Consider the following 26,140-nt stretch of genomic DNA (forward strand, 5'->3'; position numbering starts at 1 on the left):
TTGCTATTAAAGTAACAACTCAGACAATTTCCCAAGCCAATGCACTGTTCTCGTTGTCCCAGTCTATATTTATTCTTTGTCCGCTTTTCACTTCCTCTCTAACAATTTTTTTGGATATAGGTCTTGCTAATTGTGAACGGATCACTCCGGAAATTTGTCTTGCTCCATATTTACTGCTAAAGCCATTCAAAGCAAGGTTTTTTACAGCCTCATCTGTGATTTCCAAACCAATCCCAAGCCTTGTTAATGAATTTTTAAGGGTTTTCAACTGGATTTTGAAAATATTTTCTGCCATTTCTTCGGTGATAGGCGAAAACGGAATAATCTCGGTAATCCGTGCTAAAAATTCCGGACGGAAACGCCCCGACTCGTTCATAATTCTCATGAGGTCTTTCGAAACCGGAATTTCATTTCGCTCAAAATATTGAACAATTTCCTCGCTTCCAATATTTGAGGTAAACAAAACCAAAGAATTACTGAAGTCTCCTTCTTTCCCTAATTTGTCCGAAATTTTTCCCTCGTCCATGATCTGTAAGAATACATCGAAAACCGAAGAGTGTGCTTTTTCAATTTCATCAAAAAGCACCACCGCATAAGGCTGCTGACGGATTTTATTTACCAGCATGCCGCCTTCTTCATAACCCACATATCCTGGAGGGGCCCCGTAAAGCAAGGCTGCAGAATGCTCTTCCTTAAATTCTGACATATCAAAACGGATCATGGATTTTTCGTCATTGAAAAGCAGTTCTGCCATCGATTTTGCGAGTTCGGTTTTACCGGTTCCAGTTGGTCCCAAAAGGAAAAATGAACCAATAGGCTGCCCGGGTTTTGCCAATCCGCTTCGGTTTTCTACTATGGCATCTGCCAGAATTTTCAGCGCATGGTTCTGCCCTACAACCCGCTTTTTGAGAAGGTCTTCCATATTCAGGAGCTTTTCTTTTTCGCCTGCCTGAATTTTACCGATCGGGATTCCTGTTTTGGATGCCATCACCGCGGCGAGCTCCAGCTTTCCAACTTTTTCTCTTTTTACAGAAGCGAGTTCTGTCAATTCATCAAAAGTATTATCGATTACTTTCTTCACTTGAGAAATTCCCATAGAATTATCGAGTTCCTGCTGTTCTGAAAGTGAGCCCCAGAGAATAGGGCTTAATTTATTTTTGAGCAGGTTGTAATTCCAAATCAGTTCATCCACCAGCAATGGATCTGTTTCTTCAATATCTTCTATGATTTTAATATAATTATCCCTCCAAATCTTTAAATCATTTTTAGACATTTCGTCCAACATTTTGATGGAAGCCATGGTTCTGTCTAACAGATCTATTGCGGAATCGGGCAGTTTTTTTCCTTTAGAATAGCGCTTGGCAAGTTTTACACAATCAGGCAAGGACGTATGATCCACTTCTACTTTATGATGTTCCTGATAAGCCGGAAGTACTTTATTGATCATTTTCACGCAGGCAATTTCGTCGGGTTCTTCCACATGCAGCACTTCAAATCTTCTGTCGAACGCACGTTCCGGCTCAATTATTTTTCTGTATTCTTCCTGTGTTGTAGCACCAATTACGGTAATTTCTCCACGGGCGAGCTCGGGTTTCAGCAGATTGGCAACATTTCCTGCACTTCCCTTACTATCTAACAGCGAATGTATTTCGTCGATAAATAAAATAGCCTTATTTATTTTCTTACATTCATTAATGACCTTTTTCAAACGGTCCTCTATTTCGCCTTTATATGAAGTCCCTGCAAGCAATGAACCGGTGTTCAGTTCCAAAAGTGTTGCTTCTTTCAACAATTCCGGCACATTTCCATCAATGAGTTGCTTGGCAAATCCTTCAAGCAAAGCGGTTTTTCCAACTCCCGGCTCTCCTACGATGATAACGTTGGGTTTTGTTCTTCGGGACAGGATTTCGATCAACATCCTTAGTTCTTTATCTCTGCCAACAATTTCTTCCAGTTTTCCGTTTCTGGCGTCTCGTGTCCGGTCAATACAATAACTGCTGATTGCCGGAAAATTGCCTTTGATATCAGCAAATTCAGATAATAAAGCGTTTTGCTGTAAATCAATTTTTTTGCCTTCTCCGGAATAAATATTTATGATTTCGTGTTCGCGGATGGGAAGCGATTTAAGTTCCTGCACGCTGAATGCAACACCGGCCTTGGTAATCGCCGCCAAGATGCAGACGGGCGCAATTTCATCCAAACCCAATTTCAGGCGTATATCATCTGCTTCATCCAAAATTTTGTTTACCGTGTCATCTTTTGATGATTCTTCAGGAAGCGAGGAAGTTTTAGGATATTCTTCAATGCGGACTTCTGCCCATTCGTAAATATAGCCCGGATCTTTATCTATATTAGTAAGGAAATCCCTAAGCCCAATATCTTTATGCATGAGTGCCTGTAAGAGATGTGGAGCACCATATGTTACATTATAATTTTCGCGCGCTACAGACTGCGCTATATGGAAAAGATCCTTTACGGTTTCGTTAGTAATCACTACGCTCATAAGCTCAATTTTTATGGTTTTAGATATAGGATTATGAACAATTGATCTTAAGTAAAATCAAAAAAATAGCAGAAAAAAAAGAATAGTAAAAACCTATAATGGTTTCGTAAGTAAAAAAATACCCGAATAATGCATCCGGGCTATTTTATTAACTGAAAAAAATGTTACTCCTGCTGGTATTCAGCTTCCCATTCGTTTCCGTCGTCTCCTTTGTGCCCGTCTAGTTTGATGACAAAACTTTTTGTAGGGAAATATGGTGTCATTCGGATATCAAGCCAAACCCGGTCTTTATTGACTTTATCCTGCTCAAAACGAACAATTTTGAACTTTTCAATAAGTTTGTCCGGCCCTTTAATCCCATCCAGAAAAGCAACGATCTGTCTTCTTAAATCGTCTTCATTTCTCGGGTTCCAGTTTTCAAAAGCCCTCCTATTAAGAAAATCTAGTAAAACTTTGGTAACATAATCGAACACCCGCACTACAGAATACGTTTGCAAGCCAATATTGTCTCCTGTAAATAAAGTTTTTGCAGAAAACGCCATTATTTTTCCGTATTCGTTGACCATTGGGACCAATCCCATTTTTTCAAGTTGGGAAATCTCACTTTTTTTTAGGTCGAATTTTACAGCATCCACTTCATTGATGTTGCCATGTTTTTTACCTGCGGCAACCTGTGACATTAAAGTTTTGTAAATTTTTCCTGCCAAAGAAGTTGAAGGCGGCAAATCGACGTTCTCTTCCTCGCCCACTTCTTCTGCTCTTCCTCTTCCAACGAGCCAATTGGTCGTCATAATTACGTTGCTTCGATGCAATTCGCCACCGGTAAGGTTTGCAGAGTGGAATAAATCTACCACATCATCAGGTTTATCAAGATTTGCAAAGTCGGTAACCAACATAACCTTATTTTCGTTACAGATTTTCGCCCATTTCTCAACAACTTTATTTGATCCTAAATAACCAGGAATTGCAAGAATTGAATAATTATCCCTCAAATCCAAGCGGTCATAATTTTGTTTGAACTCATTGGCAATTGCATCAATGAAAAGAGGATTGTCAATATCTGTCATTTGCTCCATAGAAGCATTTACGATACTAACATTATCCACTTTATCCAATTCTGTATTCTTAAAGAACTGAGCTATAGTTCTGTAATTGGTTTCCAGCTCGCGAGTGGTATCTAAAGTGTTTTTTAGGTTTTTCTTCAAATTTTGTTCGGCAGAAAGGGCTTTATTTTTGCAGGTTTCTGCCATTTGGTCTGCAGTGGCGTGATTTTCGAGCAGCGAAATCCATAAGTTAAGTTTTTGTGCCAGTTCTTTTCTTTCGCCCTGCTTGTTATTATCATTAAGAAAAATTTCTTTTCTGGCTTTCCTGGTAGGATTCATATTGGCAATACCATCTACCACAGTTTCTACAAAATTAAATCCTCCAACTTTGTTCAGCTCGTTGAGCGCATTTCCTTTTTGCTGATGGTGCTCCTGCATATGTTGCACCTGCTGGGATTGTGCCGCCTGTTGATTATTTTCCATGATTTTGTGTTTTTATTTTTCTAATTCCTTTGCAACATCCTTTAAAACCTGTACAAGAGCACCTTTGGTTTGTTCGTTTTCTAAAATAGTCTTCAGAATTTTGTTGTTTTTCAACTGACGCAAAATTTTGTTATACTGTTCCTGTTCAATTTGGATTTTTTTTAAATATTCGGAATTTTCAGTTAACTTTTTAGGAGTAAAATCACCTAAATTATTAAATCTGAATTCTTCGTCAATGATGGTACCGTCTTCTGTTTCATGCTGAACGCCAACGGAAGGCTGAAAATGTCTGAAAACGTCTTCCTCGTTTTTAAGCCCTTTTACGACTTCAGGAACGAAAGGTTCATCAATGGTAAGTTTGCTCACAAGAAGGGCGCGATTCTCCTGAATGAAATGTATTGCCTCATTAGCATCTACTTTTACTTCGTTTCCGCCAACGCCATATTCGAACATTGCCATAATATTAATATTTTTTTGGTTTATTTTTGATTTGGATAAGGTAAAAATAGTATATTTTTTATTGGGGAAATTTATAAAAAAAATTCTAATAAAAAACATAGAATTACAATAAATTTTAAATTATTGCGGAATCTTTTTGAATTTGGGCTTCCTACAAGAATTTTTTTTATGGTTATTATTCCTTCTTTGCAGTTTGGTGGAGACCCTTTGATTTTGACCTACGGAAGTATTCATATTCTCATCCACATCGATATTGAAACTCTTACATTTAATATTAATCGTCTCCGGTGCCGTAATATTAATATTGCTACCCGTCGTATCCAGATGTATTTCATTTCCAGATTTATCGGTAATCAAGATACTTTCGTCTTCTGTGAAAATAATCTTATGCGTGCTTCTGGTCATAATATATTCACTGAATTGTTGCTCCCGCTTCCCAGCGCCGTCCCGCCATGGAACATCCCGCCCATTACAAAAGGCCGGTCCGGACGGTCGTGCATATTTTAAATTTACAACATATTATCACTTCTTTTTTTATTTATAAATAATAGAAAAACTATTAATGAAATAAAAAAAACAAATAAAGCCGATAAAACGTTCAAAAAAACAGAATTTATCACCAAATCTCCATAACAATCATTTTCATAAATTGAATCTGTAAGATTTATGTTTGTAAAGTAATTTTGAATGAATGGACTGCTAAGAAAAGTAAAAGCGATAAAGAAAGAAATCATGGTATAGTTCCCCCCCGAAAATGGGACAGTAAGTTTAGTTGGAAAAAACCTATTAAATTTACAATATGTCACAGAGAAGAAAATTCAATTCGCAGTTTAAGTTCAAGGTTGTCGTAGAAGCCTTGTCGGAGCGTCTTCCACTGCACGAACTTGCCAAAAAGCACGATTTGCATCCCAATCAGATTACAACCTGGAAAAAGGAGTTCCTCAAGAACGGAGCGGAGATTTTCGGTAAGGAGAAGGCTTCAGAAGAGAAAAAAGAAGATGTAGAATCGCTTTACAAAGTGATCGGCCAGCAGAAAATGGAGATTGATTTTTTAAAAAAAGCCTTGTCATGAAGCAGAGTGTCTCGGAAAGAAAAACACACATCGGCAAGGGGGAAAAAATCAGCGTAAAGAAGCAGTGCGAACTTTTACAGATCTCTCGCAGCAGCCATTATTACAAAAAAGTTCCGGAGAGCGATTTGAACCTGAAGCTGATGGAGATGATAGACAGGGAGTTTATGGTATAGTTCCCCCCGAAAATGGGACAGTAAGTTTAGTTGGAAAAAACCTATTAAATTTACAATATGTCACAGAGAAGAAAATTCAATTCGCAGTTTAAGTTCAAGGTTGTCGTAGAAGCCTTGTCGGAGCGTCTTCCACTGCACGAACTTGCCAAAAAGCACGATTTGCATCCCAATCAGATTACAACCTGGAAAAAGGAGTTCCTCAAGAACGGAGCGGAGATTTTCGGTAAGGAGAAGGCTTCAGAAGAGAAAAAAGAAGATGTAGAATCGCTTTACAAAGTGATCGGCCAGCAGAAAATGGAGATTGATTTTTTAAAAAAAGCCTTGTCATGAAGCAGAGTGTCTCGGAAAGAAAAACACACATCGGCAAGGGGGAAAAAATCAGCGTAAAGAAGCAGTGCGAACTTTTACAGATCTCTCGCAGCAGTCATTATTACAAAAAAGTTCCGGAGAGCGATTTGAACCTGAAGCTGATGGAGATGATAGACAGGGAGTTTATGGAACATCCCTGGAAGGGCGTTCCCAGAATGGTGCAGTGGCTCAATAAAGATTGTGGGCTTTTAGTCAATAAAAAGCGTGTGGAGCGGCTTTACCGACTGATGGGCATCAGCGCTTCTGCTCCCGGACCCAGCACCAGCAAAAAAGGGAAGGGAAAAAAGCATAAAATTTTTCCGTATTTGCTGAAGAACCTGCCCATAACCCATCCCAACCAGGTTTGGGCGATGGACATCACCTATATCCCGGTAAGGGGCGGATACCTGTATCTTGTTGCCATCATCGATCTCTACAGCCGCTATGTGGTGGGCTGGAGCCTGAGCAACACGATGACCGCGGAGTGGTGCCGCGATGTTCTGGATGAAGCCATCGAAACCTACGGAAAGCCTGAAATCATTAATACCGATCAGGGAAGCCAGTTCACTTCAGACTTGTTTACCGAATATGTGAAATCCCACAAAACCATCCGCCAGAGTATGGATGGCAAAGGCCGGGCACTGGACAATATCTTTGTCGAGAGGCTCTGGCGAAGCGTAAAATATGAAAATGTTTATCTTTATGCCTATCAAGACGGAAAAGAGTGCTATATTGGTTTGAACAAGTATTTTGCCTACTACAACCACAGCAGGAGACACCAAAGCTTAGGTTACGAAGTTCCTGCACAAATGTTTAACCAAAAGGAGAAAAAAGCAGCATAATGAAAGTTCACGCAGTTTTACACATTCCCACGCTACACGGAAAAATCTTTGAAAGGATTTTTCCTATGTGGAAATATGCAAAACTGCTACCTTCAAAAACACACAAAATCAAACTTAACTTTTAAGATTTGCTGTCCAAACTTTGGGGGGAACTATATAACAATCCTTGTTCTGCTCATTTGTCAAGTTATTAGTAGTTATTACTTTTTTCACCACTATTATTTTTAACAATTTTTTCAGAATGGTGTTCGTGTGTTCCAGAACTTTGTGATGTGATTTTTCCTTCACTCACTTCATTTCGTTCCTTCATCGTCTCGCTATGCACATCCCCCTCGATCATCTCCGTCAGTTTTCCGGTAATGAAAACACTTGCATCTCCCACTACCGATGTCATCTTCATTGCTCCTACACTCTGTGTTGAATTCATCCCGATGCTTTGGCTACTGTTCATCCCAACGCTTTCATCGCGGTTTTGACCGACCGTATTGCTTTGGTTTGACCCGACTGTTGTGGACATATTTTCTCCGACGTTGATGAACACATTCTTACAGTTCAGCGTCATCGTTTCCGGTGCCGTGATGTTAATATTTTTTCAAGCGAGTTAAAAAAAAATAAGAAATAACCCTTAATCTTCTAAAAAATCTGAATCGCGTTCCTGTTTACTCAAAATTTGTAAGGTTTTATCTTCCAATTTATAAATTTGTACAATTCTTGTCCCAGTTGTCAAAAATTCTAAATGCCAAAATCGCTTGCCATCAATATTATGCCTGTCAATTATGGTCAAGTCATTAAAAATTTCTCCTTTTTTATTTTTTATAAATGCTAAGATTTCCTCTGGTGTTCTCACAAATCCTTCATCATAATTGATTCTTTTTATTACTTTACCATCATTGCTAAATTCCAAATGTTCCCCAACAACTATCTTAGGATTTACTGTTAATGTCGAAAATTTATAAAGTAAATTACCATTGCTCCTATAGAAGTTTACATTACTATAAATGTTGGGGGCTTTTTTGGTTTCCACTAGAGAAAATCCTTCTGAGTCATCACCTGTGAATTCATATAAAATATTGTTTTTCTCCTCTTTTAAATAATAATACTTAGGGGTTGTACTAATTACCTCACCTTCTCCATTATTATTTTTTTGATAATTATTTGCTTTTTCTTTCCAGTAATATAAATCAATATTCTGCATACCTTTCTGAGTTTTTTTGGGGTTTGACGTATCTGATCTATTTTGATTTTGACCATTACTATTACATGAAAATACAATTAACATAAAAGCAATCAAATAACATCTGTACATAATTTTACATTTTAGGGTTTATATTTTTGTTTAGTACAATTACTCTGTAATTTTTTCCATTGCCATTTCCATAAAGAATATCTATTTGTTGAATAATCCATAACATTATCAGTTTGCTGCTTCCTAAAAATGAATCCATTAATATTAGTATCTTTGTTTTTCTTTTCCCAAGAATGGGGCAAACCAATTGCATGTAGTAACTCATGAGTTGTTGTCGCAGAATTTCGAGGAGTAAATACAATAGTTAGTTTATTGTTTAATAATGCAACGCCGGCCGTTCCTGGCGAAGAATCTGCAAGGAAAAACACTTTGTAAAAATTTACAAATTCTGGATATTTTGCATTAAATAACTTTTCAAGTGTATGATGCACGTATGTGGTATTACCACCTACATTTTTTTGATAAGCAATACCGCCACTTGTTTTGAAAGAGCTCACCTCTGCACTTGTTGAAACGTCAAATTTTTGAAGATATTTTAAATTTGGCTTTACTAGTGCTTGCCTACAAAGTTTATATAAATTTTTATATTCACCGATATAATTACCTGTTTTAGAATTTCCTTTTATTCCAGATAGGTTTGTTGTTACTCCAATTAAAATTACAGGCAAACTGTAAACATAGATATTGGGAAGAACTTTCATTTTCCCAACCAAATGTTCAACCTTATTTTTATCAACGGCGTAAGCTTCGATATAATTGGTTTTGGGCGAAGCTTCTTTAGAATAAACTGTTAAATATTCTTTTCTTGGATTTCCCTTTGACGTCACGGAAACATTTGTAATCTCATCCTTCCCCCTCAAATCCAGGTATTTTTTGTCATATTTTAGAATTATTTTCTCTGGTTTTTCTTCAATATCAATGTACATTATTAATTGTGATTCAAAACCGGGATATAAATTTAACTCTGGAACTATATAAGAGATTTTTCTTTCTTTAATTAAAATTTTGTCAAATCTATTCTTCAATAATGTAAATTCATTTTTATCCACATTGCCACTTTTGTTACAAATAATATTCTTATAAGCACAATCACCACTTAATTTTGTGTCTCCGATCCTTATCCAATCAAACCCATATTGTCCAACATACTTTTCACTTGGTCTAAATTTCACTAAACACTTCGCAATGATTTCGCCAATTGGTGGTTTTCTAGGATTATCACCATGTAAAATCTTATCAGCACTTTTTTCAGAATAAACCTCCGCTGCACTTTCCACGATGTCAGTTTCAGAATAATAGCGCAAATCTCCACCAATGATCTCGGTAATCTTTCCTTTTACAATTCTCGTTCTGCTCATAGTTAAAGTTTTTAATGTGATTTACCAATTTCTCCACTTCTGTTATCGATATTTCCCTGTGCGTCCTTTTTTATTTGACCACTTGTTGATGTTTCAATGCCTTGTTCACTGTTAACAACCGTCTTTCCTTGTTTCGTCTCACTATGCACATCACCCTCGATCATCTCCGTCAGTTTCCCGGTGATAAATACGCTCGCATCACCAACAACTGAAGTCATTTTTATTGCGCCAACACTCTGTGTTGAATTCATCCCGATGCTTTGGCTACTGTTCATTCCTATACTTTCGTCACGGTTTTGCCCTACATTATTGCTTTGGTTTTGACCAACAGATGTGGACATATTCTCACCCACATTGATGAACATATTCTTGCAGTTTAAGGTCATCGTCTCCAGCGCGGTGATATTGATATTGCTTCCGCTAGTGTCCAGATGTATCTCGTTGCCAGATTTGTCCGTGATGATAATGCTTTCGTCCTCGGTAAAAATAATTTTGTGGCCGCTGCGCGTCATGATGGATTTTACAGAATTGCCGCTTCCGCCGCCCAGCGCTGTCCCGCCATGGAACACGCCGCCCATCACGAAAGGCCGGTCCGGATGGCTGTGCATATCTTAAAATAACAACTTGTTATCACTTCTTTTTTTATTCATAAATAATACAAAAACTATTAATGAAATAAAAAAACAAATAAAGCTGATAAGCCGTTCAAAAAAACGGAATTTATCTCCAAATCTCCATAACAATCATTCTCATAAATTGAATCTGTAAGATTTATGTTTGTAAAGTAATTTTGAATCAATGGGCTGCTAAGAACAGTAAAAGCGATAAAGAAAGAAATCATGGGAACGATAAACAGCGTCGTAAACACATAAATGTTTTTGTTATTCTCCATAGTTAAACTTGGATTTTTTTTAAGAAAAAACCAGAGAAAAGCAACAAAAAATGGCACCAAAAATTAGCCACCATGTATATTCTTTCCCAGGTGTAGAAGAACAGGGATCAATTATTTCTACGGCGTTTGCCAAAATGTAATTAAAGAAAACGAAAACTAAAGCAGAAAATACTGCTAAAGATATAATTGAATTAAATTGTAATACCGGGGTAATCTTCATCATTATTTCGGTGTAAATGTCATCATTGTTGCTGGTACTCCTTCAGGGCTCGGCGCTGCTTTTGCATTAAGCCTTTCTCCAGCTTGATGCTAATGACTGAATTTGAGTTAGTGTATAAACCTATTGATCAAATTCAAAATTTATTTCTTTATTTTTAATATTGTCGTAAACTACATTCCCATCTTTCAATATATAAAAAATATCTGGCACCCCTTCTGTAAGTCTGATGTATGATATCAAGTTTTTATTTTCCCCATCTAGCCATTTCCTTTCTTTGTTAAAGGAATCATTAATTTCATCGGTTTTGTTATAAATATAAATAGAATATAGATGTTTTTTTTCAGAAGGATAATAGTTTCGAATTTTCTTTTCAATTTCATGATAATATTCTTTTTCATATAAAAAATTGCCATCAATAAAGAAATAATCAATCCTATTATTATTACCGTCCACGGAAAATTCGTATGTGATAGAGTTTAAAGGTTTCAGTTCAAATTTTCTTTGAGAATCCATACTTTTTTTTTGATTACAAAATTGAAAAACTAACAAGGTGAATAATAATAAATATTTGATAATGTATGGTTTGAATGTCCTGCTATAAATACCTTACGTGTTATCTCTGTGATAAATGGCTTTGCATTTCGATAATGTTGAAGTATATACCACGCTTTAAAGAAATCCCCTGTGTGATATTGTGGAATTCTGTCTTTTCCATGTTTTACAATATCGTCCCAGTCCAGCCCGAAATGATCATAAAATGTATAAAGCAAATTTGCTGTCCAAACTTTGCTGCATTTGTTGTATTTGTATTCTATAAGCTCAGCCTTAACGCTCCATACTTGATGGATAGTGATTCCTAGTCCTGACACCTTATCCCAAAATGATGAAAAATTCAATAGCCTCATAGATATAGGCGTTATTTTTTCTACATCATAATTATGGTTCGCTAATTCGTGTTGGAGCTTTCCCAAAAATTCATTATGATAAATAACGAATGCTCCATGATTTGCTATTTCAGAGTTTAAAATATCACTCTTATAAGTTCCACCACTACCTTTTTGAAATCTGGCTGACATCTCCAAGGCAACCGTTTCCATTTGTCCTATTGATAAAGAAGTCATAAGTTGATCAAGATAGGCACCTAATGTTGCGTTATTCTTTTTGAAAACAGGGTCTTGTGTGATTGATCTGGATTTTGCAGGCTTATCATTAAAAAGCATATCTTCTGCTACTGTTCCATCATAATTAAAGCCAGGTAATCTTTTAGCTTGACCAATTAGTTTTTTTGCAACGTTGATTTCACCTTCTTTACATTTTTCTGGTTTCGAAGCTTTAATATAATGAACCCCAGTTTCATCACCCTTCTGGGCAAAGTATTTAGCAGAAGAATTCTCAATGTTTCCTTGCGCATATACCTTTGTAGAGCCACCTGTAGTTTCGATGTAATCACCTCCGATATAAGATTCTTTGCTCATATACTAATGATTTTTAGATTGTTCACCGGATGCATTCTTCACTTCTTTTTGCGAATGCTGTTCATACACATCGTTACTCTGAACGCTTATTTTACCGCTGGCAACCCTCGTCCTGTCATTCTCTGTATGGCTCTCCTTATTCCCCTGTATAAACTCCGTCATTTTTCCTAACACATTGGTAATAAAGTCAGTACCCACGGAAAGCATGTTGAGCATTCCCACGCTTGTCGTCTTGTTCATGCCAGCACTTTCTGTGATATTTTGCCCAACCATGTTGCTTTGGTTCGCTCCAACAGATGTACTCTGGTCCTGACCAATGATGCTTGTCATATTCTCCGTGACATTAATGTTCATGTTCTTGCAATTGAGCGTCATGGTTTCAGGAGCAGTGATGTTAATATTACTTCCTGTTGTATCCAAATGGATTTCATTGCCACTCTTGTCCGTGATGACAATGCTTTCGTCCTCGGTAAAAATAATTTTGTGCCCGCTTCTGGTCATAATAGACTTCACGGAGTTGTTGCTTCCCCCACCCAGCGCCGTTCCACCATGGAACATCCCGCCCATCACGAACGGTCGGTCCGGATGGTTGAACTGGAAGCCCACCATTACCTGGTCGCCGACCTCGGGGATAGCTACATAGCCGCGGTTCTGCGTCACCTGGTCGGTACCGCCGGCGTCGGGAGCCATCATGCGGATGAAGTTCGTAGTGTCGTGCAGCTGCCAGTCGAAACGCACTGTTACGCAGCCCTGTCCCTTCGGATCGCTGTTGCTTACTACGGTGGCAATCTGTGGTTGTGCAACCGGAACTGTAAATTCCGGCCTTGGGATAAAACCGGTGTCGGAAGCAATCGCTTTAAAGGTTCCCTTATAGTTCCCTATGGCATCCACCTGGTGGGTGGCTTCAGTGACCATGATCCGGGTGAAGTAGGAGGTCTTGTTGCTGTCGGGTTTGCGCATGTTGATGTCTGCCACGCAGCCCGGGTAGAGGAAAGGAATGGAGGTGTTGCCGCTAACGGTGAAGACCTCCACGCCCGCGCTTCCTGCGGCGCTCTGCTGGGAGTTCACCATCACCTGGTCGCCAACCTCCGAGAATTTAGCTACTCTTTTGCATGTGCCCAAAGGTGACAAGGAGATTATTTCTTAATAAGTTTTAAGATAAAAAGCATTACTATTGTAGGAATCGATAATAAGTTCAAAATAATTGAAGCGTATATTAAAAGAACTCCGCTGTAAGAATTATTGAATATTTTAACTAACAGCAAATATATGAGATTTACACTTAATAAAATTAATCCTGAATATAAAAGAAATTTGAAGCTATTTCCTTTAGTTTTCCGAAATATAATTATACTAATTATTAGCACGATCATATATAAACCAAATCCTAAAAAATAAATTGTGTTTTTTTCCATGAAACTACTGATTAATTAAGAGATTTACAGCATCTAATAAATATTTACAGGCGGATTTACCAGTTGATAAATTTATTGTAAACATCTTTTTTGCATTGTAATGATTCAAATTAGCTTCATTATTAATGTTTGGCCCACTTTTGATATTCCATCTTTCTCCAAATTCAGCAACGCTATCAGATTGATCAGGTTTATTTGGAACCGCTTTTAAATTAATCCAAAAGTCTGCTTTTGGCATCGGTTTTCTACGGTATATATTGGAACCCACATATACTAAAAATCCCTCGCCAACTGGATCTAAAGTAATGAGCATTTTGACTTTGTAGCCTGCATCTGTTAAAATTTGGGATAAGTGTGCGCCATTCCATCCTCCCAAACTGTGACCAATTATAAAGAGTGGTGTAGTTTTATCAAAAATATTACTTTTGATTTTTTCATTTAATTCATCGAAAGCGTCGCTATAATCTAAATAGTAACTTGAGTAATATTTTGTAGAATTTGGATTTTGGTATAATATATTTTCAAATACTATTTTTGCATCCTGAATATTTCTAAAAGGACCTTGAAAATAATAGGACTCCTTATCTGCCCCGCTCCTCCTAACAAGAAAGCGATTGCTTTATCATTGTTTTCAACATTTAAATATTTACCTTTTTCAATACTACTCCCCCAACCATTAATTTTACAAAATAATTCCAATTCTTTACCTTCGCCTGTATTTTTCAGTAGTTTTTTCCAATATTTCTTATTTAAATAAAATTCAAAATATCCAGTATTATTTAATATTGTTACACTTTTGATACTTCCTAATCTAATATTGTTTATTCTATTCCATTCGTATACCCTTATTAAGAGATTTATTTTATTAGGAACATTTTTCGTCTCAATATGAAATCTAACCGTTTCACCCAGTAAGGCTTTTGTTATCTTATTATTTCGTGAATCCGACCAGTAACCATCTACTACAAGGTCATTTACTGTTATGTCTGAATTTTCATCTGTATAAAAAATACCGTTTTGTTTGCCAGTATGATTAACGAACTGACCATTATCAACAATATTAGATTCTGAAAAATAATTTATATCTCCATGAACAGTCTCAACCGTTTTTCCTTTAACATATTTGTGTCTAGCCATAATACAATCAATGATTTTTGCTTTTTTCTTGACTATTATGTCTTATTTCTTTTTCGGCGAAGCGGAGGATAGATCCAAGGCAATTGGTTTCCAATCCGCCTTCTCCATTAAAAACCGTTTTCCCTTTTTTTACCTCAGTTTCAACATCTCCCTCAATCATCTCCATCAGTTTTCCGGTGATAAACACACTCGCATCTCCCAGTACAGAAGTTATCTTCATGGCACCGATGCTTTGGGTAGCATTCATTCCGATTGATTGTGAACTGTTCATGCCAATGGTCTCACTGCTGTTCATCCCTACGCTCGTAGTCATATTCTCACCCACATTAATATTCATGTTCCTGCAGTTAAGCGTCATGGTTTCCGGCGCGGTGATGTAAAAATAAAAAAAGCTAATGTTTTATCTTCCTTTTACTTCCTGTATTTCTCCTGATTTGGCATCAATTTTAAACACCTTTTCAATAACTGGTTCCTCATCATGCTGGCGATAATCTCTTACAATTTCCCAAAAAGGATTATCTCCATCATTATATTTTAGCCTATTCCAAATCTTTTCTTCGGACTTTACTTTTTCATCATGAAACCAGATTGAAAGCCTATATTTTGCAGGATTATTCTTTTCAAATATGTTTTCATCGTTTAAAATTACAAAAAGAATTTCAGGGTTAACTTTCACATTCTGATACAGACTTTCATAATTAATCTCTTTACTCAATTTACCACTTATATCGTATTGATATTCTTTTCCCCAAGGAGCGTAACCCTTTACATACTCAACTAAGTCTTTAGTCCATAGTTTTTTTATGTTCCCATTTTTATAATATTCTTTATATATTCCAAAGAAAGAATTGTTAATCTCTATGTATTCAAGATATCCTTCGTCATATATTGTTCTTGTTCTTACCCCTTCTTTTATCGTATCCGTTACAGAATTAGAAGTTATAATTTCACCTTCAAAAACCGTTGAACGGTCTTTATCAAATTTAATAATATCGAAACTTTCTGTTGTCATTGTTTTGCTGTTTATATCTTTTTTATCCTGTCCGCTGCAATTGAGAAGACAAAAAAATATGATTAGTAAGGTTATTTTATTCATTATTTTACTGCTGTTTTGTGGCTATTCAGATTACTTTGAATTATTTTCCATTGCCAATGAGTTGTAGAAATTCTGTTAATACTATTCCAATGTGAATAATCCATAACATTGTCAAGCACGGCTCTCTCAAATGTATATTTTGAATTATTATCAAATGTATGATGCAAGCCAATAGCATGTAGGATTTCGTGAACGGAAGTTCCCATGCTTGGGTCACTAGTTAATCTACCTGGAAAAACGATTGCACTTTTAACATGACCCACATCTTCTGCAATGCCATTCAGTCCATCTGAAGTGTCACCGAAAACATAAATTTTATAATATTCCGTGTACTTGCTGTTTTTTGAGTGGATTTTATCATTTAAATATTTATGTAGCTCATGAGTCTTGATTTGCCCATTTTGTGTGTACCACCAATTGAACCAATTAGAAATGAAAAAACCTGATAAATCCAAATTTTCCTCTTCTATAGTAGCTTTTACATAAGAGTGTGAAAGCACTTGTTGGAGTTTTACTTTTTCATTACTATTTACTTTTCCAACCTTTGGTTTACCTTCAAGTTTTGTCGTAATGGATACAAAAACAACTTTTATATTATAAGAAAAATTATTTGGTAAAATATTTATTTTACCGCAAACTTGTTGGTCAGCTAATATTGTAATATCCTTTTTAACATTAAAAACACTTTTGCATTTAATTTTAATTGGTATTGTTCTATTACCTTTAGCTTTATTTTGAATTTCATCGTTCTTATAATCACTAATTTCAAATAGAGCTTTGTCATAGTGAAACTTTAGTTCTTTAGGTGATTGATCAATTTTAATTTTTAAAATTAAATTCGCTTCAGTATTTTTTCTCAGCGTCATTTTAGGCACATAGTAAATATAATTACTGCTACCAGCAGCCCTCTTTGCCTCTAGTACTAGCTTTTCGAAAGTATTGCAAATTTTATTATATTCATTTAAATCTTTTCGAAATACTCCTGGATTTTGCTTGTGATAAATTTGTCGCAATTTTGATAAGTCAGAGGCATCACGATATTTACCAATATGATTTAAATACCAAACATCGCCAGGATACCCAGTATCCGATATTTTTATCCAATCAAATCCAAATGAAGGATTGTCTTTGTATTTATTATCAGGTCTAAAATGTATTGCGCATTTTGCTTTTGTGACCGGAGCAGGAGGGCTTTTGGGAGATCCATAACTAACTCCTTTTTCTTCGCCTTTTGCATTTATGGTTTCCGTCGCATTATAAACAATATTACTTTCAGAAAAAATACTGTAATCTTTTGCAACTATCTCGGTTAGCTTTCCTTTGATTATTCTAGTTCTGCTCATCTTTTAACCTTAGTAATTTTTACTTTTTTCTCCGCTGTTATTCTGAACCTCAGTCTTTGCATGTTGAAAAATTGTAGATCCTGAACTTGTTTCAACTCCACTTTCACTATTCACAACTGTTTTTCCCTGTTTCGTTTCACTATGCACATCCCCCTCAATCATCTCCGTCAGTTTTCCGGTAATGAAGACACTTGCATCGCCTACCACCGATGTCATCTTCATGGCGCCTACACTTTGCGTGGAGTTCATCCCGATGCTTTGGCTGCTGTTCATTCCGATGCTTTCATCACGGTTTTGCCCTACGTTGTTGCTTTGGTTATGCCCAACAGATGTGGACATATTCTCACCCACATTGATGAACATATTCTTGCAGTTTAAGGTCATCGTCTCTGGAGCGGTTATATTGATGTTGCTTCCCGTAGTATCCAGATGTATCTCGTTGCCAGATTTGTCCGTGATGATAATGCTTTCGTCCTCGGTAAAAATAATTTTGTGGCCGCTTCTGGTCATAATAGACTTCACGGAGTTGTTGCTTCCCCCACCCAGCGCCGTTCCGCCATGGAACATCCCGCCCATCACGAACGGTCGGTCCGGATGGTTGAACTGGAAGCCCACCATTACCTGGTCGCCGACCTCGGGGATAGCTACGTATCCTCGGTTTTGGGTTACCTGATCGGTACCGCCGGCGTCGGGAGCCATCATGCGGATGAAGTTCGTAGTGTCGTGCAGCTGCCAGTCGAAACGCACTGTTACGCAGCCCTGTCCCTTCGGATCGCTGTTGCTTACTACGGTGGCAATCTGTGGTTGTGCAACCGGAACCGTAAATTCCGGCCTTGGGATAAAACCGGTGTCGGAAGCAATCGCTTTAAAGGTTCCCTTGTAGTTCCCTATGGCATCCACATCGTGGGTGGCATCAATAACCATAATTTTGGTAAAATAGGAGGTCTCGTTGCTGTCCGGCTTGCGCATCTGCAGATCTGCCACGCACCCCGGATAAAGGAATGGTATGGAAGTGTTGCCGCTCACGGTGAAGACTTCTACGCCCGCACTTCCTGCCGTGCTTTTTTGGGAGTTTACCACATCCTTGTCGGTCTGTGCCTTAATGGGCGCGACCTGTAGTGCTCTGGTCTTGTAGATATTTTTATTATGGCTGTAGGCTGTCTTTGCCAAATCGCCCACATGCCTTACAGGGGTCTCTCCCGAAGTAAGTGGAGCGTTCTGGCTGCTGTTGTACCCATAGAATTCCGGTTTGGTGTGTACAGCGTTCATCTCTACACGGATGTCGCTCACATTGCTGGCGTAAATCAGTTCCAGGGGTTCGTTCTGTGGAGGCAGCGTACCGAAGTGGAGCACTTCGCCATCGTAATAGAACTGCTCGCCGTAAGCTTCCGCCATTCTGGCGAGGTAGTTGTAGTGGGTCTCGTTGTACTGGGCGGAGTAGGGAATTTCGGAGTAGTCGTTAGCATCGATGCGGACATCATATTTGGAGGTATCAATTCCCTGCCTTATTACTTGGTCTGCAATAATGCTCATGTTTACCGGCTGCTCGCCGCCGAAGCTCTGGATATTGGGGGCGCCGTCTAATAAAACGGTAGGGCTGTATCCTGAAAGCACGATGTTGCCAAGATTTCCTTTTTCCTGAACGTATCCAACCTTGGTGATAACCCCGACAAAGGTGCGCTCCGGGCTGTCGCTGATCCCTTTATAACTCTGTACTACGGTAATCCTCTTACCCAGAAAGTCGTTCGAGTTTTGCAGCGTGTGGTTTTCGGCGCTTCCCAGCGTGTCGTGGTCCAGCACAAGATCGAAGCGGTGGTGCGTGGCGCAGTGCTGGGAAAGCGAGAACTGTTTGAAGTGGGATATCACCCTGCCCTCAATCACAATATTTAATTTCACCAGCCTGTTGATGCCGAATATCTGACTGTCTGAGATGGATTTCGAGCTCCGGTCTGCCTTAAAGACAGGGCGGGCTCCATTTTTTATCGGGGAAGCCATATTTTGTGTTTTTGTGTATTAAATATAGAAAAAAAATCTATATAAAAAGGGGTAACTCTTTCATAATCAAAATAAACTTGATTTTTTTAAGCATGCCTTAAAAGGATTTGAAAAAATAAATTTCTGTCTTATAAGCTAAAACCCCGATGAGGGAACCTGACCTGCAAGCCCCTCATCAAGATGATTTCAAGATGAAAAATTCAGACTATTTTACTGGCCAGATTCCATCGTAAGAAGCATTACCGTAATCGATAAGTTCTGCGCTTACAACAAAGGTGATGAACATGTTGTCGTTGTTCAGGGCGTCGTATTCTACTTCGTGGTTGATTACGTAGCCGTTGTTCCACTTCAGGGTAGTAAGCGTTCCCTCTTCGTGGGACTTGTTGAAGGTTACTTCACCGGTTGTTGGCTTGTATTTGCCGTTCAGAAGGCTTTCCAGGATTCCTGAATCTTCTGTAGCCTCCACAGAGATTTTGATCAGCGCGTTGGAAGGATCCGAAGCTACTCTCCCGGATACGTCTGTGTTTCTCGATACGCTGTAGTTCAGCTTCATTACTTTTTGTTCTGTTCCGCCGTTGAATTTTAGGACGGCTCTTGCATTGTTTGCCATGATGTGAAAATTTTTGGGTTAGTGATTTGTTTGATTTTGATACTCCAAATATATAGCCACAAAACAACAACAAAGCATCAAAAACTGTTTATTTTGAAAAGTGTAGTAATTCTACGATTTTCACTTTTATCTTAAAACGGGAAAAATACCGCTGCAAAAAATTTTTGTCCTAAGGTTATTTTCTCAATTATCTTCCCTGTTGACCTGATCAATTTTCCAGCCGTTTTCGTTTTTCATCGTCCACAGATAATCGATTCCTGTCGTTGGCAAACGGAATTTCAGAAAAATTTGGTTATTGTTAAAAGGTATTGCCTGAAATTGAATTTTGTCAATTTTTTTTAAGTCAGGTTCAAAATCTTCCTGTGTCCTGAAAAAGTAATCAGCATCAAAACCTTCCGGCGTACCATCATTGGTAGGGTGTTTCCTGAAATTTTCTTCGCCGATTTTATAGTTTTCATAATAATTCTTAAGAAAGTTTTCGGTAAACAAATTGATGCGGCGAAGGAAAGCGATTTCTTTATCGACCTTGGCAAAATCTACGTAATAATTTGCAGGATTTTCAGAAGGTTCCGACACTCCGCCGCGCACGGTATCAAAAAAATTACTGCGGTTATGAAGATACCATTTGCCAAATCTTATGGCTGCGGCTATAGCAGCTCGATTATTCTGCGGATTATTATCGATATATTTTAGATCTTTCAGAACAGCATCACTAGGAATTTCTGCGATTTTCATTTTACCGTCTTCGGGAACCAGTTTGTAAGTGACTGTTCGGTGATTGTCGTGGGAATTTTTATCGGGAAACAGGCAGAAATCTGCCTGATACAGATTTCCGCCTAATGGTTTTACTTTTAAAGTTTTAATTAAAGTTTCTTCATCATAATCCTGCCCATCGATAAACGGATCATAATCCAGTACAAGATTCTCGCCATCAGAAGTGTAAGCGTTCAGAATTTGCCGCAACTGTTTGGTGGTGTATTTCTCAAGTATTTGTTCTGAATTTTTACCATTTGCAAAATATTCTTTGTAAAAATCATAAATAATTTGAGAATGATCTTCAGATTTTGGCTTCGAGACTTTTTCTACTGTTGAATTTTGAGCTACCGAATTTGTTTATAGTTCCCCCCGAAAATGGGACAGTAAGTTTAGTTGGAAAAAACCTATTAAATTTACAATATGTCACAGAGAAGAAAATTCAATTCGCAGTTTAAGTTCAAGGTTGTCGTAGAAGCCTTGTCGGAGCGTCTTCCACTGCACGAACTTGCCAAAAAGCACGATTTGCATCCCAATCAGATTACAACCTGGAAAAAGGAGTTCCTCAAGAACGGAGCGGAGATTTTCGGTAAGGAGAAGGCTTCAGAAGAGAAAAAAGAAGATGTAGAATCGCTTTACAAAGTGATCGGCCAGCAGAAAATGGAGATTGATTTTTTAAAAAAAGCCTTGTCATGAAGCAGAGTGTCTCGGAAAGAAAAACACACATCGGCAAGGGGGAAAAAATCAGCGTAAAGAAGCAGTGCGAACTTTTACAGATCTCTCGCAGCAGCCATTATTACAAAAAAGTTCCGGAGAGCGATTTGAACCTGAAGCTGATGGAGATGATAGACAGGGAGTTTATGGAACATCCCTGGAAGGGCGTTCCCAGAATGGTGCAGTGGCTCAATAAAGATTGTGGGCTTTTAGTCAATAAAAAGCGTGTGGAGCGGCTTTACCGACTGATGGGCATCAGCGCTTCTGCTCCCGGACCCAGCACCAGCAAAAAAGGGAAGGGAAAAAAGCATAAAATTTTTCCGTATTTGCTGAAGAACCTGCCCATAACCCATCCCAACCAGGTTTGGGCGATGGACATCACCTATATCCCGGTAAGGGGCGGATACCTGTATCTTGTTGCCATCATCGATCTCTACAGCCGCTATGTGGTGGGCTGGAGCCTGAGCAACACGATGACCGCGGAGTGGTGCCGCGATGTTCTGGATGAAGCCATCGAAACCTACGGAAAGCCTGAAATCATTAATACCGATCAGGGAAGCCAGTTCACTTCAGACTTGTTTACCGAATATGTGAAATCCCACAAAACCATCCGCCAGAGTATGGATGGCAAAGGCCGGGCACTGGACAATATCTTTGTCGAGAGGCTCTGGCGAAGCGTAAAATATGAAAATGTTTATCTTTATGCCTATCAAGACGGAAAAGAGTGCTATATTGGTTTGAACAAGTATTTTGCCTACTACAACCACAGCAGGAGACACCAAAGCTTAGGTTACGAAGTTCCTGCACAAATGTTTAACCAAAAGGAGAAAAAAGCAGCATAATGAAAGTTCACGCAGTTTTACACATTCCCACACTACACGGAAAAATCTTTGAAAGGATTTTTCCTATGTGGAAATATGCAAAACTGCTACCTTCAAAAACACACAAAATCAAACTTAACTTTTAAGATTTGCTGTCCAAACTTTGGGGGGAACTATAGTTTTATCTGTTTTTTCGCAACACCACAAAAACAGGACGCTTAGAAGCAGGAGTTTTTTCATATTGAAATTGTTGATTATATAATTCAACCACAAAAGACACAAAAGATTATTGCCGTTACTGTTTTTTAAGTGTAAAAAAGCTCTATTTGAACTTGATGATCTTTTGTGTCATTCATCTTTTGTGATTTTCATAGTTATAAAAGTATTTTTAAATTAACTTTAGAGAACTTCACTTTTATAAAACTTAAACATACTGGTTTTTAATCTTCTTTTCTGGTTTTTCGCAGCATAGATAAAGAAAAAGCAGAAAGAGCCATTCCAAATGTTTTATCAGGAGATAAGTCAGGTTGCTTCGTTTTTCCGTATTAATTTTCAGCGAAAGATTGTAGCCGTATCTGTCGTAATTTCTGCGTATAACGCTGTGAATTTTGGGCGAAACATCGCTGATCATTTCTTCAAAAGCGTTGGCAATCTGCAGTTGGCGGTTCACAATGATAGCTCTGCCATGGCGTTTGCCAATCAGTATCGGTTTCACTATTCGGGGAGTTCCGCAAGCCGAAACGGTACAAAGATAATGGCCGCGATGATCGAGCGGTGGCGGATGCTATTTCTGCGAAAACACCCAGGTCGTGGTTTCCGTGTACACCTTTACAAGCGAACCGTAATCCTGCCCAAGAAGAATCAGAATAATCGTGACCACAACAAAAACCGGTAATAAAAATATAAACGCCCACGACAGCGGCGAATATTTCTCAGACAAAAACCGGTTGCATTTTTCCAGAAAACGATTACGGAAATGCCGCTCTTCGGAGAGATCCTTTTCTTCCCTGATTATTTTTGAAATCATCAAAAAAGCAATAATAATACTGAAAATGGTGGCAGGAAAAAACAAGATCCAAACATCGTCGCGCGCGGAGTGGAATTCATAAGGAACATCTTTATGAACGGAAAACTGGACAATATTGGCAAAATTGATCCCAAGACCAATGATGATAAAAATAAGGAAGAGCACCAACAGAAGCGGAGGAAGTTTCCGTCCGCGAATCCATATCATTCCCAGCGAAACATGGTACAATATAAAATACATTAGTAACGTCAGCGAATGCGTTCGGCTGAATGGCGTATAGCAGTCATCAACAGGATCTATCGCCACAGTATAATCGTATTTATGCCAAGCCAATCCGAATGAAAACATCAGAATTGAAAAAAAGTATAACACAAACAACAGAATTTCCAGCCACGGTTTATCTTTTTTATGGAAAACAATTGCTGCGAAGAGCAAAAACAACAGGATCACGATGAAGAGAAGTAATATCATACTCAATATTCAAAAAAATAAGTACAGACTTTCTAATCAAATTTTATTTTCGATAAGTCTAAATTCCATGGATTGCCGTCTTCATAAGTAATTCTTATCGTGTGGTCATTCACAAATTCTACTTCTTTGTTGCAGAAATCGGCACAGGATTCCACTATGATCGGAAAATACCGCTGTTTCATTTTGTCGTAGCCAATCAAATTTCCGCGAAAATAACTGGCAATCACATATCTTTCATTTTCTATGCGGGTTTCAGTTCCGCCGGAAATCTCAAAAAGATTTTCCTTATAATAGGTTGATATTACCTCATCCATCTCTCCTTCGTAACCTGCGCCCCAATGGGTTTCCGCATGGTTGTCTGCTGCCCATTTTTCTTCAAAATTTTTGTAATTCGCAGTGCTTTTTTCAGATTTTGAAGGATGAAAAATCAGTTTCGATTTACCCGCAAATTCATACAGAGCATTTCGGATTTTAGGATTGTTTTTTAACGATTTATTTTCTTCAAAATCACCTTTAATGCAGCCCTTACAAACCGGACTGGTATAGCCGGAATACAAAAGCTTATAATTTTCCGAAACGTTTTCCGTATTCACCATCCAAAAATACACATTGGTTCCCGGCACCGCAGTACCCTGAAATTCGCTTGTCGCAGAAATAAAAAGAAATGGCTTTTTAGTATAAATATTGGCAGAATCAATATGCAGATAATCCCAATGGTCGCTGTACAGCGTTGCAGATTTTACGGTTTTCAGCCTGTCATTTTCCAGGACAAAATTTTCGGCTTTAAGAATATTTACCGTATCGGAATAAAAATATTTCCCTTCAAACTTATTCGACTGAACAAAAATCCGGAAATAGCCCTCTTTTGTTTTCGTCAGAAAAATACTTTTTTCAGCAATGCTGTCCGGAACTTTCGTTTGAACTACTTTTTTCCTGGCTCCTAACTTTTCCGTAAGTTGCTGGTTTACTGCTTTTTCTTTGCAGGAACATGAAAATATCAGCAGAAGCGCTAACAGAATATTTTTCATAATCATTTGGTGTGTTTTTATATCGAAAATGCAAAACAGGATCAGCAGTCATTCATTTCATAATTCAAATCCTCATATTTTCTGTCATATGATTCCATCATTTTGTTGGTGGTTGGCGTTTCTTTCAGCTGCACGGTCAGTTTTCTGCTGCCGTCCGGCGAAATCCAGAATCCCTGCAGCGTATCGCCCGACTTTTTAAGGCTTAAAATCCCCGTTATACCGCCTTCCACCATCACAAGCCGGCTTTGTTCATCATCCGAAATTTCCAGATAAAGCCATTTGCTCAGCTTATCATATTTGTACATTCCTTTATAAAAAACCGGTCCGCAACCGGAAACTTCTTTGTGAAGATAAAGCGTCACCGGAAACTTATCAATGCTGCCTTTGTAAAGGTATGTCTTCACCTCCTGCGCGCTTAACTTTGCGATCGAAACGAGCATCAACAGTACTAATAACATTTTTAGTTTCATAATTTTAAACAGTTTGGTTATGATTCAAGTTTAAAAATTTTAAAGCCGGAGGAATTTAATTGTTTATCACCCAGTTTTCCCGATCGTTTAATCTTCTAATTCATCCATTTTTTCATATTTCCATGGAACCACCTTCACACCGGGCGAATAATGAAAACACGACAAATGTTTTTCCATGAGCGTAATGCCGTCGCTCAACTGATAATTCAGTTTTAAATATTTGATTTCCAGATTGCTCAGCTCCCTCAGCTCGTGAGTTTTAACTATTGCGGCATGCCTGTAAAGGGCAAGATGTCTATAAATGCTAATCTCTAAGATAGTCTTTAATTGCATCCCAATCATTATCGTCGGGAATTAAATTAATCCAGATTGGCGGCTTGTTTTCTTTGTAAAGAAACGCGTAAGCTTTTATGCCATTGACATTTTTCCGTGGATCCAAAATTATTCTTTCCGCTGCTGTCTTAAATGAAAGATATGGCTTTTTCACATTGAGTTCTTTCACGCCGAGTTTTTCAAATTCTTCCCGAAGATGTGCAGAATACCAATTCCAATCGTCCATCGCAGTGAAATATACGTCAGCTTCGGGCGAATTTTCATCTTTGAACGCCTTGGTTTCGGGCATCGGAATAATGAGGCAGGATTTAGAAATTTCCTCCGTATTATTCGAGTCCGGATTTTTGGGAGCGGCATAAGAAACTATTTGTTGCGGATGCAGGATATTTTTCCCTTTTAAAATTTTCCACGAGCCGTAAATTTTTCCCTGTTCATCGAAAAAATATTCCTTTGTTTGCGTCTCATCAATCAGGTAGTCGCCAAAATCTTTAAATTTCCCCGAAGTCGGTAACTTCATCATTTCGGTGACGAAGTCGCCGTCTGTATCAAACCTCGCCTGATTTTTTACTTCCCCATTTTTCAGATACATGATAGTTCCGCCGTTCGCAATGTAGAGGTGCTGCACCAAGTCGCGCGGATTTTTAGATGGAATTTGCTTTTGATCTGATTCTGTATTTTTTATTTCTTTCTTCTGAAACTCAGGAACGGGCGCCGGAATTTTCTTTTCGGAATTCTTGTCGTGGCAGCATTACAGGGAGAAAATCAGGATTAAACAGGTAAAATACTTCATTGGTTTTGTTTTAAATAAAAATT

31 protein-coding genes are annotated in these 26,140 nt (G+C 38.1%); 6 read left to right on the forward strand and 25 right to left on the reverse strand.

The window, feature by feature from the left end; all coding sequences use genetic code 11:
• Positions 1-19: 19 nt before the first annotated feature.
• The 4 genes from CKV81_RS01775 to CKV81_RS13265 form a co-directional block, all read right to left on the reverse strand.
• Positions 20-2,503 (reverse strand): ATP-dependent Clp protease ATP-binding subunit, encoded by a 2,484-nt coding sequence (locus tag CKV81_RS01775; RefSeq protein ID WP_095069830.1) that lies wholly within the window; start codon positions 2,501-2,503, stop codon positions 20-22.
• 164 nt (positions 2,504-2,667) lie between these two features.
• Complete coding sequence (locus CKV81_RS01780; RefSeq protein ID WP_095069832.1) at positions 2,668-4,029, reverse strand: DUF5458 family protein; 1,362 nt, start codon at positions 4,027-4,029, stop codon at positions 2,668-2,670.
• A 12-nt stretch (positions 4,030-4,041) separates the two neighbouring features.
• Complete coding sequence (locus CKV81_RS01785; protein WP_095074140.1) at positions 4,042-4,482, reverse strand: type VI secretion system contractile sheath small subunit; 441 nt, start codon at positions 4,480-4,482, stop codon at positions 4,042-4,044.
• A 126-nt stretch (positions 4,483-4,608) separates the two neighbouring features.
• The gene (locus tag CKV81_RS13265; protein ID WP_258454459.1) at positions 4,609-4,893 is read right to left on the reverse strand and encodes a hypothetical protein; all 285 of its coding nucleotides are present in this window, start codon (positions 4,891-4,893) and stop codon (positions 4,609-4,611) included.
• A gap of 394 nt (positions 4,894-5,287) precedes the next feature.
• Between CKV81_RS13265 and CKV81_RS01795 the strand changes: the two genes are divergently transcribed.
• Genes CKV81_RS01795 through CKV81_RS01805 form a run of 4 tightly spaced genes read left to right on the forward strand, consistent with a single transcriptional unit; the run spans position 5,288 to position 6,923 of the window.
• Positions 5,288-5,560 (forward strand): transposase, encoded by a 273-nt coding sequence (locus CKV81_RS01795; RefSeq protein ID WP_095069798.1) that lies wholly within the window; start codon positions 5,288-5,290, stop codon positions 5,558-5,560.
• On the forward strand, positions 5,557-5,733 hold the full coding sequence (locus CKV81_RS13270; protein WP_157727339.1) for a hypothetical protein: 177 nt from the start codon (positions 5,557-5,559) through the stop codon (positions 5,731-5,733). Before CKV81_RS01795 ends, CKV81_RS13270 begins: the two co-directional genes overlap by 4 nt.
• Positions 5,734-5,790: 57 nt before the next feature.
• A complete protein-coding gene (locus CKV81_RS01800) occupies positions 5,791-6,063 on the forward strand; it encodes a transposase (protein ID WP_095069798.1) in 273 nt (90 codons plus the stop codon).
• Positions 6,060-6,923, forward strand: coding sequence for an IS3 family transposase (locus tag CKV81_RS01805; RefSeq protein WP_095069800.1), 864 nt, complete (start codon positions 6,060-6,062; stop codon positions 6,921-6,923). The genes CKV81_RS01800 and CKV81_RS01805 overlap by 4 nt, the downstream gene beginning before the upstream one ends.
• Positions 6,924-7,113: 190 nt before the next feature.
• Here CKV81_RS01805 and CKV81_RS01810 read toward each other — a convergent pair whose 3' ends face one another.
• The 15 genes from CKV81_RS01810 to CKV81_RS01885 form a co-directional block, all read right to left on the reverse strand.
• Complete coding sequence (locus tag CKV81_RS01810) at positions 7,114-7,485, reverse strand: bacteriophage T4 gp5 trimerisation domain-containing protein (RefSeq protein ID WP_095069836.1); 372 nt, start codon at positions 7,483-7,485, stop codon at positions 7,114-7,116.
• A gap of 63 nt (positions 7,486-7,548) precedes the next feature.
• Positions 7,549-8,118, reverse strand: a complete 570-nt coding sequence (locus tag CKV81_RS01815; protein ID WP_157727340.1) for a hypothetical protein — start codon at positions 8,116-8,118, stop codon at positions 7,549-7,551.
• 122 nt (positions 8,119-8,240) lie between these two features.
• Positions 8,241-9,527 carry a zinc metalloprotease gene (locus tag CKV81_RS01820; RefSeq protein WP_095069840.1) on the reverse strand — a complete coding sequence of 429 codons (1,287 nt, stop codon included), beginning with the start codon at positions 9,525-9,527 and terminating at the stop codon, positions 8,241-8,243.
• An 11-nt stretch (positions 9,528-9,538) separates the two neighbouring features.
• Positions 9,539-10,135, reverse strand: a complete 597-nt coding sequence (locus CKV81_RS01825; RefSeq protein ID WP_185116909.1) for a bacteriophage T4 gp5 trimerisation domain-containing protein — start codon at positions 10,133-10,135, stop codon at positions 9,539-9,541.
• Positions 10,136-10,759: 624 nt separating this feature from the next.
• Positions 10,760-11,152: a hypothetical protein gene (locus tag CKV81_RS01835; RefSeq protein ID WP_095069844.1), complete on the reverse strand. Its 393-nt coding sequence runs from the start codon at positions 11,150-11,152 to the stop codon at positions 10,760-10,762.
• Positions 11,153-11,181: 29 nt separating this feature from the next.
• Positions 11,182-12,114 carry a DUF3289 family protein gene (locus CKV81_RS01840; RefSeq protein ID WP_095069846.1) on the reverse strand — a complete coding sequence of 311 codons (933 nt, stop codon included), beginning with the start codon at positions 12,112-12,114 and terminating at the stop codon, positions 11,182-11,184.
• A 3-nt stretch (positions 12,115-12,117) separates the two neighbouring features.
• Positions 12,118-13,236 carry a phage baseplate assembly protein V gene (locus tag CKV81_RS01845; protein ID WP_309300020.1) on the reverse strand — a complete coding sequence of 373 codons (1,119 nt, stop codon included), beginning with the start codon at positions 13,234-13,236 and terminating at the stop codon, positions 12,118-12,120.
• A 297-nt stretch (positions 13,237-13,533) separates the two neighbouring features.
• Positions 13,534-13,905: a hypothetical protein gene (locus CKV81_RS01850; RefSeq protein ID WP_095069848.1), complete on the reverse strand. Its 372-nt coding sequence runs from the start codon at positions 13,903-13,905 to the stop codon at positions 13,534-13,536.
• Between the two features lie 152 nt (positions 13,906-14,057).
• The gene (locus CKV81_RS01855; RefSeq protein WP_095069850.1) at positions 14,058-14,666 is read right to left on the reverse strand and encodes a hypothetical protein; all 609 of its coding nucleotides are present in this window, start codon (positions 14,664-14,666) and stop codon (positions 14,058-14,060) included.
• A 7-nt stretch (positions 14,667-14,673) separates the two neighbouring features.
• Positions 14,674-14,979: a hypothetical protein gene (locus CKV81_RS01860; RefSeq protein WP_220096590.1), complete on the reverse strand. Its 306-nt coding sequence runs from the start codon at positions 14,977-14,979 to the stop codon at positions 14,674-14,676.
• Positions 14,980-15,066: 87 nt separating this feature from the next.
• Positions 15,067-15,678, reverse strand: a complete 612-nt coding sequence (locus tag CKV81_RS01865; RefSeq protein ID WP_220096591.1) for a hypothetical protein — start codon at positions 15,676-15,678, stop codon at positions 15,067-15,069.
• A gap of 83 nt (positions 15,679-15,761) precedes the next feature.
• Complete coding sequence (locus tag CKV81_RS01870) at positions 15,762-17,105, reverse strand: zinc metalloprotease (protein ID WP_095069856.1); 1,344 nt, start codon at positions 17,103-17,105, stop codon at positions 15,762-15,764.
• Positions 17,106-17,114: 9 nt separating this feature from the next.
• Positions 17,115-19,100, reverse strand: a complete 1,986-nt coding sequence (locus CKV81_RS01875) for a type VI secretion system Vgr family protein (RefSeq protein WP_095069859.1) — start codon at positions 19,098-19,100, stop codon at positions 17,115-17,117.
• A gap of 205 nt (positions 19,101-19,305) precedes the next feature.
• A complete protein-coding gene (gene tssD / locus CKV81_RS01880) occupies positions 19,306-19,710 on the reverse strand; it encodes a type VI secretion system tube protein TssD (protein ID WP_095069862.1) in 405 nt (134 codons plus the stop codon).
• A gap of 183 nt (positions 19,711-19,893) precedes the next feature.
• A complete protein-coding gene (locus tag CKV81_RS01885; protein WP_309300030.1) occupies positions 19,894-20,754 on the reverse strand; it encodes a DUF3828 domain-containing protein in 861 nt (286 codons plus the stop codon).
• Positions 20,755-20,886: 132 nt separating this feature from the next.
• Here CKV81_RS01885 and CKV81_RS01890 point away from each other — a divergent pair, with 132 nt between their 5' ends.
• Both CKV81_RS01890 and CKV81_RS01895 read left to right on the forward strand, forming a co-directional pair.
• Entirely contained in the window at positions 20,887-21,159 is a 273-nt protein-coding gene (locus CKV81_RS01890) for a transposase (protein ID WP_095069798.1), read from the forward strand.
• Positions 21,156-22,019: an IS3 family transposase gene (locus CKV81_RS01895; RefSeq protein ID WP_095069800.1), complete on the forward strand. Its 864-nt coding sequence runs from the start codon at positions 21,156-21,158 to the stop codon at positions 22,017-22,019. The genes CKV81_RS01890 and CKV81_RS01895 overlap by 4 nt, the downstream gene beginning before the upstream one ends.
• A gap of 403 nt (positions 22,020-22,422) precedes the next feature.
• On the opposite strand, the gene CKV81_RS13725 is transcribed toward CKV81_RS01895, so the two are convergent.
• From CKV81_RS13725 to CKV81_RS01920, 6 genes are all read right to left on the reverse strand, one after another.
• The gene (locus tag CKV81_RS13725) at positions 22,423-22,713 is read right to left on the reverse strand and encodes a DUF6688 family protein (RefSeq protein ID WP_258454460.1); all 291 of its coding nucleotides are present in this window, start codon (positions 22,711-22,713) and stop codon (positions 22,423-22,425) included.
• Between the two features lie 69 nt (positions 22,714-22,782).
• Positions 22,783-23,496, reverse strand: a complete 714-nt coding sequence (locus tag CKV81_RS01900; protein WP_258454461.1) for a DUF6688 domain-containing protein — start codon at positions 23,494-23,496, stop codon at positions 22,783-22,785.
• 32 nt (positions 23,497-23,528) lie between these two features.
• Positions 23,529-24,524, reverse strand: a complete 996-nt coding sequence (locus CKV81_RS01905) for a hypothetical protein (RefSeq protein ID WP_157727341.1) — start codon at positions 24,522-24,524, stop codon at positions 23,529-23,531.
• 41 nt (positions 24,525-24,565) lie between these two features.
• A complete protein-coding gene (locus CKV81_RS01910) occupies positions 24,566-24,982 on the reverse strand; it encodes a hypothetical protein (protein ID WP_157727342.1) in 417 nt (138 codons plus the stop codon).
• A 99-nt stretch (positions 24,983-25,081) separates the two neighbouring features.
• Positions 25,082-25,327 (reverse strand): hypothetical protein, encoded by a 246-nt coding sequence (locus tag CKV81_RS01915; protein WP_095069869.1) that lies wholly within the window; start codon positions 25,325-25,327, stop codon positions 25,082-25,084.
• Positions 25,299-25,952, reverse strand: a complete 654-nt coding sequence (locus CKV81_RS01920; protein WP_157727343.1) for a hypothetical protein — start codon at positions 25,950-25,952, stop codon at positions 25,299-25,301. The genes CKV81_RS01915 and CKV81_RS01920 overlap by 29 nt, the downstream gene beginning before the upstream one ends.
• Positions 25,953-26,140 lie beyond the last annotated feature (188 nt).

This window comes from Chryseobacterium taklimakanense (genome assembly GCF_900187185.1).
GTDB lineage: Bacteria > Bacteroidota > Bacteroidia > Flavobacteriales > Weeksellaceae > Planobacterium > Planobacterium taklimakanense.

Excerpts from the sequence above, each read along its gene's own strand:
- CKV81_RS01860 (WP_220096590.1), bottom strand. The coding sequence starts at position 14,979 with ATGACTACGAGCGTAGGGATGAACAGCAGTGAGACCATTGGCATGAAC.
- CKV81_RS01870 (WP_095069856.1), bottom strand. The coding sequence starts at position 17,105 with ATGAGCAGAACTAGAATAATCAAAGGAAAGCTAACCGAGATAGTTGCA.
- CKV81_RS01785 (WP_095074140.1), bottom strand. The coding sequence starts at position 4,482 with ATGTTCGAATATGGCGTTGGCGGAAACGAAGTAAAAGTAGATGCTAAT.
- CKV81_RS01900 (WP_258454461.1), bottom strand. The coding sequence starts at position 23,496 with ATGATATTACTTCTCTTCATCGTGATCCTGTTGTTTTTGCTCTTCGCA.
- CKV81_RS01835 (WP_095069844.1), bottom strand. The coding sequence starts at position 11,152 with ATGGATTCTCAAAGAAAATTTGAACTGAAACCTTTAAACTCTATCACA.
- CKV81_RS01820 (WP_095069840.1), bottom strand. The coding sequence starts at position 9,527 with ATGAGCAGAACGAGAATTGTAAAAGGAAAGATTACCGAGATCATTGGT.
- CKV81_RS01910 (WP_157727342.1), bottom strand. The coding sequence starts at position 24,982 with ATGTTATTAGTACTGTTGATGCTCGTTTCGATCGCAAAGTTAAGCGCG.
- CKV81_RS01825 (WP_185116909.1), bottom strand. The coding sequence starts at position 10,135 with ATGCACAGCCATCCGGACCGGCCTTTCGTGATGGGCGGCGTGTTCCAT.
- CKV81_RS01890 (WP_095069798.1), top strand. The coding sequence starts at position 20,887 with ATGTCACAGAGAAGAAAATTCAATTCGCAGTTTAAGTTCAAGGTTGTC.
- CKV81_RS01875 (WP_095069859.1), bottom strand. The coding sequence starts at position 19,100 with ATGGCTTCCCCGATAAAAAATGGAGCCCGCCCTGTCTTTAAGGCAGAC.
- CKV81_RS01855 (WP_095069850.1), bottom strand. The coding sequence starts at position 14,666 with ATGGCTAGACACAAATATGTTAAAGGAAAAACGGTTGAGACTGTTCAT.
- CKV81_RS01815 (WP_157727340.1), bottom strand. The coding sequence starts at position 8,118 with ATGCAGAATATTGATTTATATTACTGGAAAGAAAAAGCAAATAATTAT.
- CKV81_RS01915 (WP_095069869.1), bottom strand. The coding sequence starts at position 25,327 with ATGCAATTAAAGACTATCTTAGAGATTAGCATTTATAGACATCTTGCC.
- CKV81_RS01800 (WP_095069798.1), top strand. The coding sequence starts at position 5,791 with ATGTCACAGAGAAGAAAATTCAATTCGCAGTTTAAGTTCAAGGTTGTC.
- CKV81_RS13270 (WP_157727339.1), top strand. The coding sequence starts at position 5,557 with ATGAAGCAGAGTGTCTCGGAAAGAAAAACACACATCGGCAAGGGGGAA.
- CKV81_RS01795 (WP_095069798.1), top strand. The coding sequence starts at position 5,288 with ATGTCACAGAGAAGAAAATTCAATTCGCAGTTTAAGTTCAAGGTTGTC.
- CKV81_RS13265 (WP_258454459.1), bottom strand. The coding sequence starts at position 4,893 with ATGACCAGAAGCACGCATAAGATTATTTTCACAGAAGACGAAAGTATC.
- CKV81_RS01775 (WP_095069830.1), bottom strand. The coding sequence starts at position 2,503 with ATGAGCGTAGTGATTACTAACGAAACCGTAAAGGATCTTTTCCATATA.
- CKV81_RS01865 (WP_220096591.1), bottom strand. The coding sequence starts at position 15,678 with ATGACAACAGAAAGTTTCGATATTATTAAATTTGATAAAGACCGTTCA.
- CKV81_RS01780 (WP_095069832.1), bottom strand. The coding sequence starts at position 4,029 with ATGGAAAATAATCAACAGGCGGCACAATCCCAGCAGGTGCAACATATG.
- tssD (WP_095069862.1), bottom strand. The coding sequence starts at position 19,710 with ATGGCAAACAATGCAAGAGCCGTCCTAAAATTCAACGGCGGAACAGAA.
- CKV81_RS01895 (WP_095069800.1), top strand. The coding sequence starts at position 21,156 with ATGAAGCAGAGTGTCTCGGAAAGAAAAACACACATCGGCAAGGGGGAA.
- CKV81_RS01905 (WP_157727341.1), bottom strand. The coding sequence starts at position 24,524 with ATGAAAAATATTCTGTTAGCGCTTCTGCTGATATTTTCATGTTCCTGC.
- CKV81_RS01805 (WP_095069800.1), top strand. The coding sequence starts at position 6,060 with ATGAAGCAGAGTGTCTCGGAAAGAAAAACACACATCGGCAAGGGGGAA.
- CKV81_RS01840 (WP_095069846.1), bottom strand. The coding sequence starts at position 12,114 with ATGAGCAAAGAATCTTATATCGGAGGTGATTACATCGAAACTACAGGT.
- CKV81_RS01810 (WP_095069836.1), bottom strand. The coding sequence starts at position 7,485 with ATGACGCTGAACTGTAAGAATGTGTTCATCAACGTCGGAGAAAATATG.